This is a genomic window from Candidatus Eisenbacteria bacterium (assembly GCA_035577985.1).
Taxonomy (GTDB): domain Bacteria; phylum Desulfobacterota; class Binatia; order DP-6; family DP-6; genus DATJZY01.
Genome location: DATJZY010000151.1, coordinates 22573 through 31813, shown reverse-complemented (window position 1 = coordinate 31813; position 9241 = coordinate 22573). Strand labels below are relative to the sequence as shown.

8 protein-coding genes are annotated in these 9241 nt (G+C 72.2%); all 8 read right to left on the bottom strand.

Translation table 11 applies throughout. The features are described 5' to 3' along the window. The coding region (locus tag VMS22_21980) for a radical SAM protein (protein HXJ36714.1) at nucleotides 1-1113 on the bottom strand (1113 nt) is incomplete at its 3' end. Between the two features lie 46 nt (nucleotides 1114-1159). After that, complete coding sequence (gene ftsZ / locus VMS22_21975; protein ID HXJ36713.1) at nucleotides 1160-2374, bottom strand: cell division protein FtsZ; 1215 nt, start codon at nucleotides 2372-2374, stop codon at nucleotides 1160-1162. Nucleotides 2375-2416: 42 nt separating this feature from the next. Next, nucleotides 2417-3649, bottom strand: a complete 1233-nt coding sequence (gene ftsA / locus VMS22_21970) for a cell division protein FtsA (protein ID HXJ36712.1) — start codon at nucleotides 3647-3649, stop codon at nucleotides 2417-2419. Between the two features lie 5 nt (nucleotides 3650-3654). Then, on the bottom strand, nucleotides 3655-4557 hold the full coding sequence (locus tag VMS22_21965) for an FtsQ-type POTRA domain-containing protein (GenBank protein HXJ36711.1): 903 nt from the start codon (nucleotides 4555-4557) through the stop codon (nucleotides 3655-3657). Beyond that, complete coding sequence (murB, locus tag VMS22_21960; GenBank protein HXJ36710.1) at nucleotides 4554-5465, bottom strand: UDP-N-acetylmuramate dehydrogenase; 912 nt, start codon at nucleotides 5463-5465, stop codon at nucleotides 4554-4556. Before murB ends, VMS22_21965 begins: the two co-directional genes overlap by 4 nt. A 4-nt stretch (nucleotides 5466-5469) precedes the next feature. Next, complete coding sequence (gene murC, locus VMS22_21955) at nucleotides 5470-6873, bottom strand: UDP-N-acetylmuramate--L-alanine ligase (GenBank protein HXJ36709.1); 1404 nt, start codon at nucleotides 6871-6873, stop codon at nucleotides 5470-5472. Nucleotides 6874-6967: 94 nt separating this feature from the next. Beyond that, nucleotides 6968-8059, bottom strand: coding sequence for an undecaprenyldiphospho-muramoylpentapeptide beta-N-acetylglucosaminyltransferase (gene murG, locus VMS22_21950; GenBank protein ID HXJ36708.1), 1092 nt, complete (start codon nucleotides 8057-8059; stop codon nucleotides 6968-6970). Beyond that, nucleotides 8056-9231, bottom strand: coding sequence for a putative lipid II flippase FtsW (gene ftsW, locus VMS22_21945; GenBank protein ID HXJ36707.1), 1176 nt, complete (start codon nucleotides 9229-9231; stop codon nucleotides 8056-8058). The genes murG and ftsW overlap by 4 nt, the downstream gene beginning before the upstream one ends. Nucleotides 9232-9241 lie beyond the last annotated feature (10 nt).

Genomic DNA, 9241 nt, shown 5'->3' with positions numbered 1-9241 from the left:
CTCCGCGGCGCGCAGGATCTCCGCCTCCGTCAGGTTCTTGTTGATGACCCGCCGCATGCGCTCCGATCCCGCCTCCGGCGCGACGGTGACGGAGCGGTTCCCGCCGGCGCCGATCGCGCGCGCCAGCGCCGGCGTGATGAGGTCCGCCTTGAGCGACGAGGGCGACGCCCGTCCGCCCGCGTCGGCGACCTCCTGGCAGAGCGCGGCGATGCCGGGGAAGGTCGCCATCTCCGCACCGACGAGCCCGATGGTGCGGCGCTCGTCGAGGCCGCGGCGGATCGTCGCGCGAAGCGCGTCGGGGCTGCGGTAGCGGACGGGCCGGTACATGAAGCCGGCGGCGCAGAAGCGGCAGCCCCACTCGCAGCCGCGGCTCGCCTCGACCACGGCCATGTCGCCGAAGACGGCCTCGCCGGTGAGGATCTCCGTGCGCGTGGCAAAGCCGTCGAGCCGCTCCACGTAGCGGCGCACGACGCGTCCCGTCCCGCCGCCTGCGTGGCCCATGCCCGCCAGGCAGCCGTCGGCGGCGTAGCGCGGCTCCCAGCGGTCGGGCCGATAGGCGCCGGCGACCTCCTCGGCGCGTGCGAGGCGTCCGTCGCGGGTGGCGTCGCCGGCGGCCGCCCGCGCGACGAACTCCGGGAGCATCTCCTCGGCCTCGCCGATGAGGAAGAGGTCGACGAACTCCGCCAGCGGCTCGGGGTTGAGGAAGGTCGCCGGCCCGCCCGCCATGACGAGCGGTGCGTCGCTCCGGCGCTCGACCCGCCACAGCGGGAGCCCCGATAGGCGCAGACAGTCGAGCACGTGAATGTAGTCGGTCTCGAACGAAATCGAGAAGGCAATGACGTCGAAGTCGGCGAGCGGCCGATCCTGCTCGAACGAGCGCAGCGTGCGCGGCCACTCGTCGCGCGGGCCGTCGGGCAGGAAGGCGCGATCGGCCGTCACGCGCGCGTCCTCGGCCAGGAGGCGATACACCGCCTGGAAGCCCAGGTTCGCCATCCCGACGGGGTAGGTGTTCGGGTAGACGAGGCACACCGACAGCGAGCCGCCCGGTCCCGGAACGAAGCGGCGCCGCTCGGCCTCGAGCCGTCGAGCCCGCTCCGACGAGGGTCGTCCCACGGAGGCAGACCTTAGTCGCCACCGCGGAGCGCCTCAAGCCGCTGCGCTACTCCGCCCCGCGGCGCAGGAACGTCGGGATGTCGTACTCGTCGTCGCGCTCGCGCGGCTCGGCCGCGGCCGGCCGTCGCGGCGCCGCCCCCCGATCGGGCCCGGCGACCGGCGGCTCCTGATTGCGGCGCTGCCAGGTGGGCACGTCGAGCTCGTCGTCGACGATGCGTCCCATCTGCCGCACCGGACGTCCGTCCCCCGCCGGGCGCGCGCCACTCGTCTCGGCCGTCCCTGGCCGGGGCGCGTGGTGCTTCGCGGCCGGCTCGCCGAATCCCGTCGCGATGACGGTGATCCGCACCTCGTCGCCCATCGACTCGTCGATGACGGCGCCGAAGATGATGTTCGCGTCCGGGTCGGCCTCTTCCTGGATGAGCGTCGCGGCCTCGTTGACCTCGTGGAGGGTCAGATCGGGGCCGCCGGTGATGTTGATGAGCACGCCGCGCGCGCCCTCGATCTTCACGTCTTCCAGCAGCGGGCTCGAGATCGCACGCTGGGCGGCCTCGATGGCTCGGTTCTCGCCCGACGCGAGCGACGCACCCATCATCGCCATGCCCATCTCGCTCATGATGGCGCGAACGTCGGCGAAGTCCAGGTTGATGAGGCCGTGGACCGTGATGAGATCGGCGATGCCGCGCACGGCCTGCAAGAGGACGTCGTCCGCCTTGCGGAAGGTCTCGAGGATGGAGGAGTTCCGTCCGGCGACCGAGAGCAGGCGCTGGTTCGGGATCGCGATCAGGGTGTCGACGTTCGCCTTCAGCTCGCGCAAGCCATCTTCGGCCTGCTTGCCCCGCTGGCGACCCTCGAACGTGAACGGCTTGGTCACGACCCCGACCGTGAGCGCGCCGGATTCCTTGGCGATGCGCGCCACGATGGGCGCGGCGCCCGTGCCCGTTCCGCCGCCCATGCCGGCGGTGACGAACACCATGTCGGCGCCCTCGACGTACTGGCGGATGCGCTCGAGATCCTCCTCGGCCGCCTGTCTGCCGACGATCGCCTTGCCGCCGGCGCCGAGGCCGCGCGTCAGCTTCTCGCCGAGCTGCATCTTCACGGTGGCGAGGTTCGCGCGCAGCGCCTGCGCGTCGGTGTTGGCGGCGATGAAGTCGACTCCGGGGAGCCCCGCCGCGATCATGGTGTTGACCGCGTTGCCTCCGCCTCCCCCGACCCCCACCACCTTGATGCGGGCACCCTCACTGGGCTCGACGTACTCGATCATCCACCACCTCCCGGCGCCCCCGCCGAAACGAACTCGTCCGCTCTAGAAGAACTCCCGCAGCCACTCTACTACCCGGTGCCGAGCTCGTTCGATCGACCCCTGCACCACACTACCCTTCCGCCCGCCCGGTTGCGCGTACCGCTTGAGTCCGTGCAGCACGAGGCCGACGGCAGTCGCATACATTGGGCTCGCCACGACGTCAACCAAACCGGAGAGATGGAGCGGCAATCCGAGCCGCACCGGCGTCCGGAAAACGCGCTCCGCGAGGTCGGTCATGCCGGTCAGCACCGCGCCGCCGCCGGTCAGCACGACGCCCGAGGTGAGCAGACCGTCGCATCCGGCGCGTTCGATCTCGCCGCGCACGAGCGCGAGCATCTCTTCGGCGCGTGGCTCGATCACCATCGCGAGCGCGCGCGGCGAGAGCTTCTGCGCCGGCCGTCCGCCGATGCCCGGCACCTCGATCGCGAGGTCGTTCGCGCCCGCCGTGGTGACCGCGGAGCCACAGCGCTGCTTCAAGCGCTCCGCCTCCGAGAACGGCGTGCGCAGCGCCGCCGCGAGGTCGTTGGTGACGTGCCCGCCGCCGACCGGCAGCACCGCCGTGTGCCGGATGGCGTCGTTGTCCACGACCGTGAGCGAGGTCGTGCCGGCGCCGATGTCGATGAGCAGCACGCCGAGCTCGCGCTCCTCGGGCGTGAGCACGGCCTCGGCCGCCGCGAGCGGCCCGCCGAGCACGTCCTGCACCACCAGCCCCGAGCGGTTGCAGCATTTGACGAGGTTCTGTCCCGAGCTGATCGCCCCGGTGACGATGTGGACGCGCGCCTCCAGGCGCACGCCGGCCATCCCGACCGGCTCCTTGATACCGTCCTGGTCGTCGACGATGAACTCCTGCGGCAGGACGTGCAGGACCTCGCGATCGGTGGGGAGCGCGACGGCGCGCGCCGCCTCGACCGAGCGGTCGACGTCGTCGATCTCGACCTCGCGCTTCTTCACCGCCACCACGCCGTGGCTGTTGAAGCCCTTGATGTGGCTCCCGGCCGATCCCGCGACGACGTTGCGGATCTCGCACCCCGCCATCAGCTCGGCTTCGTCGACCGCCTTGCGGATCGCCTCGACGGTCGACTCGATGTTGACGACCGTGCCCTTCTTGAGCCCGCTCGACGCGGCCGTGCCGATCCCGGTGATCTCGACGCCGTCGTCGTTCACCTCGGCCACGATGACACCGATCTTGTACGTCCCTATGTCGAGACCCACCACGACCGGATTCCGTTTCGCCATCCTCATCACGCCCCCGTCGCCACCCGCGCACCCCTGGTGCCGGTCTTCGGTGTCGTTCTCGTGCCCGCCTTCGGTTCCGGCTTCGGCGCGCGCACGGCGGGCCGCGTGCGCAGGATCACCTCGTCGTCGAAGAGACAGCTCACGCTGCGGAGCTCCCCCTCGCGTCCCGCCCAGCGCGGCAGCACCTCCGCCAGGCGGGCGAGCTTCTCGTCGTACTCGCCCCAGCCGATCTCGATCGGCAGCGCCGGTCGCATCGGCAGCAGCGTGAGACCGCGCGCGCGATCGACGTGCACCTCCGAGGCGACCCCGATCTGCGGGTAGCGCTCGGCGTGACGCAGGAGCGCCAGCGCGCGCCGCACGGCGCGCGGGCCGAACGCCTCGCTGCCGGCGAGATCCGCGCGGCCGAGCCCGGTCACGTACGGCAGGTCGTAGGTCGTGCCAGCGACGACCGGCGCGAAGATCCGCCCGTTGGCCGCCAGGAAGTAGAGCCCGGGCTCCTCGTCCGCCACCGCGAGGACGGCGACCGGCCGGTGCTCGCGCACCTGGATCACGATGCGGTTCGGCAGCTCGCGCCGCACGATCGCGGAGCGCACCCAGCCGTACGTGAGGAGCCGCGTCTCCGCGTCCTCCACGTCGATGTCCCAGATGTTCATGCCGCGCTCGATGCCCGAGAGCGACCGGAGGGCCTCCTCGCCGAGCTGGCCGCGGTGGCGAACGGCGACCTCGCGCACCGCGAAGTACGGATGCGTGCGCGCGATCGCGCGCGCGTAGGGCAGACCCAGCAAGCCCACGACCCCGAGGACGGCGGCGCCGAGCGCCCACCGCAGCGCGAGCCGCACCCGCGCCGGGTCGATCGTCACGCGAGGGCCCGGACGCGCCTGCCGGCGCCGTCCGGCCTTGCGGCTCACCAGCTGCCGATCAGTCGAACCTCGGGCTCCAGCCATACCCCACTACCCTCCCAGACCACCCGCTGGGCCTGCTGCATCAATGCCTGCACGTCGGCCGCACGCGCCTCGCCGTCGTTCACGATGAAGTTCGCGTGCGCGTCCGAGACGCGCGCCCCACCAACCCGCACCCCCTTCAACCCAGCGGCTTCGACGAGCCGCCCGGCATGGTCGCCGGGCGGGTTCTTGAAGATCGAGCCCGCGTTCGCCGATCCGTGCGGCTGGCTCGCCGTCCGCCGCGCACGCGCGTCCTCCATGCGGGCACGCACGCGCTCCGCGGCTTCGGCGCGCAGCCGGAAGCGCACTGCCGTGACGACCACACCCGCCGGCAGCGCCGTGCGGCGATACGTGAAGGCGAGCTCGTCGCGACCGATGCGGCGGACGCGTCCGCTCGCGTCGACCGTCTCGACCTCGTCCACGGCGTCGGCGACCTCGCCGCCGTAGGCGCCGGCGTTCATGAAGAGCGCCCCGCCGACCGTGCCGGGAATCCCCTCGGCGTATTCGAGCCCGCCCAGGCCGCGTTGCGCGGCGTCGCGTGCGAGCCGACCGAGCTGGACGCCCGCGCCCGCCTCGACGCACGGCGCGTCCCACGCGACGTGCCGGAATCCCGCGCCGAGCCGCACGACGATGCCGCGGATGCCGCCGTCGCCGACCAGCAGGTTCGATCCGCCGCCGAGCATCGTCGCTGCGGTGGAGTGCTCCGCCGCGAGTCGCAGCACGGCGCCGAGCTCCTCGGCCGTGTCGGGCGATACGAGCACGTCGGCGGGGCCGCCGATGCGAAACGAAGTGTAGCGCGCCAGCGGCTCGTTCGTCCGAACGCGTCCGGGGACGGCGGCCTCGAGAGCACGGACGAGCTCGGGATCGACGGTCATGCGCTCAGTGCACCGCGGGGATGGGCGCGCCCGCGCGCAGCAGGCCCAGGAGCTCGTCCCCGCTCTTGTGGACGTCGCCCGCGCCGAGCGTCAGCACGAGGTCGCCCGGCCGCACGATCTCGAGGAGCGCCTCGGCAAGGCGGTCGCGACCCGGTACGAAGCGGACGTCCAGGTGACCGCGGCGCTTCAGCGCCTGGTAGAGGTTCTCGCCCGTGACCCCGTCGATGCGGTCCTCGCCGGCGGCGTAGATCTCCGTCAGCAGGAGCACGTCGGCGTCGTCGAACACGGACAGGAAGTCGTCGAAGAGGTCGCGGGTGCGCGTGTAGCGGTGCGGCTGGAAGGCCACCACCAGGCGGCGCGCGAACCCCTCGCGCGCGGCGCGCAGCGTGGCGCGGATCTCCTCGGGATGATGCCCGTAGTCGTCGATGACCAGGATCTCGCGCTCCTCGCCGCGGACCTCGAACCGCCGGTGCACGCCGCCGAACTCTTCGAGCGCGTGGGCGGCGATGCGCCACGGAATGCCGAGGTCGTCGGCGACGGCGATCGCCGCGAGCGCGTTGAGCGCGTAGTGGCGGCCCGGCATGTGGAGGCGCACCGGCCCGAGCCGGTGGTCCCCACGCCACACCTCGAAGAGGGTCTCCATGCCCTCGACGCGCAGATCGCGCACCTGCCAGTCGGCGTCGCTCGAAGTCCCGTAGGTGACGTAGCGCTTGTTCATCTTCGGGAGCATCGCGCGGACGTTCACGTTGTCGATGCAGAGCACCGCGAGCCCGTAGAACGGGACGCGCTGCACGAACTGGAGGTAGGCCGCCTTCACCTTCTCCATGTCGCCGAAGTAGTCGAGATGCTCGGGGTCGATGTTGGTGACGATCGCGTAGATCGGCGAGAGCATGAGGAAGCTGCCGTCGCTCTCGTCGGCTTCGGCGACCAGGAATTCGCCCTGTCCCAGGCGGGCGTTCGTGCCGAGCGTCCGCACCTTGCCGCCGACGACGACCGTCGGGTCGCGACCCGCCTCGCGCAGCACGGCGGCGACGAGCGACGTGGTGGTCGTCTTCCCGTGCGTACCGGCGATCGCGAGGCCGGTCTTCATGCGCATCAGCTCGGCCAGCATCTCGGCGCGCGGGATGACGGGAATCTTCAGCTCGCGCGCGCGCACGACCTCCGGGTTCGAGAAGGTCACGGCGGACGAGATGACGAGGACGTCGACGTCCTCGTCGATGTGCGTTCCCTCGTGTGCCCCGACACTGATGCGGGCGCCGAGCCGCTCGAGCCGCCGCGTGGTCTCGCTCTCGGCGAGATCGGAGCCCGACACGCCATAGCCGAGCGTCAGCAGCACCTCCGCGATGCCACTCATGCCGATGCCGCCGATGCCGACGAAGTGCACACGGCGCCTCGGCCCACCGTTCATGACGTTCGTCCCATACAGCGACCTAAGCGGCCACCCTGTCCACCCAGCCAGCCCGGCCACGATGGGTGTGCCTTACAGAAGCGTCATCGCGTCTTCAAGGGGACGCGGGGCTTTCGACCGAGGCGCAGACGTCGGCGACGCGCAGGGCGGCGTCTGGGCGACCGGCCGCGCGCGCCGCGGCCGCCATGGTGGCGCGCGCGGCGGTGTCGCCGAGCAGGCGGCCGAGGACGTTCGCCAATCGTTCGCCGTCGAGCTCGGCGTCCAGGATCATCTCGGCCGCTCCGGCGCGCACCAGCACCGCGGCGTTGTGTCGCTGGTGGTCGTCGGCGGCATATGGGTAGGGCACGAGGATCGATGGCAGGCCGCGGGCGGTGATCTCGGCGCAGCTCATGGCGCCCGCCCGGGCGACCACGAGATCCGCCGCGGCATACGCCGCGCCCATGTCGTCGACGAAGGGCTCGACCTTCGCCGCAATCCCGAGGCGGCGGTAGCCCGCGACGACCGCCTCGCAGTCGGCCGTCCCGGTCTGATGGTGGATGCGAAGACCGGGCACGCGGCCACCGAGGCGCCCGATCGCGTCGACGGCGGCTTCGTTCAGGCGGTGCGCCCCCTGGCTGCCTCCGAAGACGAGGAGCCCCGGCGCCGACCCCGGGACGGCGGGCGCGTCGAGCACGCGCTGGCGCACGGGATTGCCGGTGTGGGTCCATCGGCCCGCCGGGAAGAAGGACGCCGCCTCCGCGAACCCGAGGCACACGCGCTGTGCCAGGCGGCCAAGCGCGCGGCTCGCGACCCCGGGGATCGTGTTCTGCTCGAGCAGGACGACCGGGGTGCGGCGCAGCCGGGCTGCGACCACCATCGCCACCGAGGCGTAGCCGCCGACCCCGACGACGACCGACGGACGCAGCTCGCCGAGGAGCCCGCGCGCCGCGGCGACGCCGCGCGCGGTCGCGGCGAGGCCGCGCAGCCCGCGCACGACGCCGCCGCCGCGAACCTGCGCGCCGGGCACGAGCCGCAAGGGAAAACCCGCCGCCGGCACGGCCCGAACCTCGATGCCCGCCTGCGTGCCGACGAACGTCACCGTGCGACCCCGCGCGCGCAGGGCCTCGGCGAGCGCGATGCCGGGGAAGAGATGCCCGCCCGTACCGCCGCCCGCGATGACGATCCCGGGGCGGACGGGCCCCGTCATCCCGCCTCGCGCGCCAGCGCCAGGAGGACGCCCACCTCGCCCAGCACGATCATCATCGCCGATCCCCCGTAGGAGATGAACGGGAGCGCCAGCCCCTTGGTCGGCAGGCAGCCGAGCACGACGCCGATGTTGAGAACGCCCTGCAGGACGATCAGCACGGTCGTCCCGAAGGCGAGCAGGCTCGCGAACGGATCGGGATGCCGGGCGGCGATGCGGAGCCCGCGCGCGCCGACCACCACGAACAGGAGCACGACCACGCACGCCCCGACGAGCCCGAACTCCTCGCCGATGACCGAGAAGATGAAGTCCGTGTGCGCGGCGGGCAAGAAGAACATCTTCTGCTCGCTCTGTCCGAGCCCGACCCCCGACACGCCGCCCGACCCGAACGCGATGAGCGACTGCTGGAGCTGGAAGCCGAGGCCCTGCGGATCCTTCGTGTAGTCGAGGAAGGTGAGAAAGCGCGTCAGGCGATAGGGCTCCATGATCACGACCCAGGCGAGGCCGGGGAGCGCGACGCTCCCGAGCAGCGCGAGGTGCCGGAAGCGGGCCCCGCCGACGAGCAGCATGAGGGCCAGGATCGCGATCACGAGCGCCGCGGTGCCGAAGTCGGGCTCGAGGAGCGAGAGCCCGGCGACCAAGCCGACCACGAGGCAGTGCGGGAGGACGCCGAACTGGAACTCCTTCACGCGCTCGCCCTTCCGCACGAGCGAGCACGCGAGGTACAGGACGACGGCGAACTTCGCGACCTCCGACGGCTGGAACGACAGGGGCCCGAGCGGGAACCACCGCTGCGCGCCGCCCCGCCGGGCGCCGATGCCGGGGATGAGCACCGCCAGCATGAGCGCCACGGCGACGGCGAGCAGCGGGTACGCGAGCTGGCGATAGCGCTCGGACGGCACGCGCGACGTGATCGCCGCCGCCACGATCCCGAGCCCGACCGAGATGACGTGCTTGCGAAAGAAGTGCATCGGGTCGCCCGTCGTCGTCTGGCCGAAGAAGTACGAGACGTTGAAGACCATGACCGCGCCGAGTCCGACCAGCGATGCGACGCTCAGGACCAGCCATGGGTCCGGCCCGAAGTTCACCACCAGGCGCGGGCGCTGGTTGGCGAGCGGACCGCGGAAGGTCGGCCGCGGGCCCGCGGCGGCATTCAGTGTCTCGGCTCCCGTCATGTCCCCCTCC

Excerpts from the sequence above, each read along its gene's own strand:
- murG (HXJ36708.1), bottom strand. The coding sequence starts at position 8,059 with ATGACGGGGCCCGTCCGCCCCGGGATCGTCATCGCGGGCGGCGGTACG.
- murC (HXJ36709.1), bottom strand. The coding sequence starts at position 6,873 with ATGAACGGTGGGCCGAGGCGCCGTGTGCACTTCGTCGGCATCGGCGGC.
- ftsZ (HXJ36713.1), bottom strand. The coding sequence starts at position 2,374 with ATGATCGAGTACGTCGAGCCCAGTGAGGGTGCCCGCATCAAGGTGGTG.
- ftsW (HXJ36707.1), bottom strand. The coding sequence starts at position 9,231 with ATGACGGGAGCCGAGACACTGAATGCCGCCGCGGGCCCGCGGCCGACC.
- ftsA (HXJ36712.1), bottom strand. The coding sequence starts at position 3,649 with ATGGCGAAACGGAATCCGGTCGTGGTGGGTCTCGACATAGGGACGTAC.
- murB (HXJ36710.1), bottom strand. The coding sequence starts at position 5,465 with ATGACCGTCGATCCCGAGCTCGTCCGTGCTCTCGAGGCCGCCGTCCCC.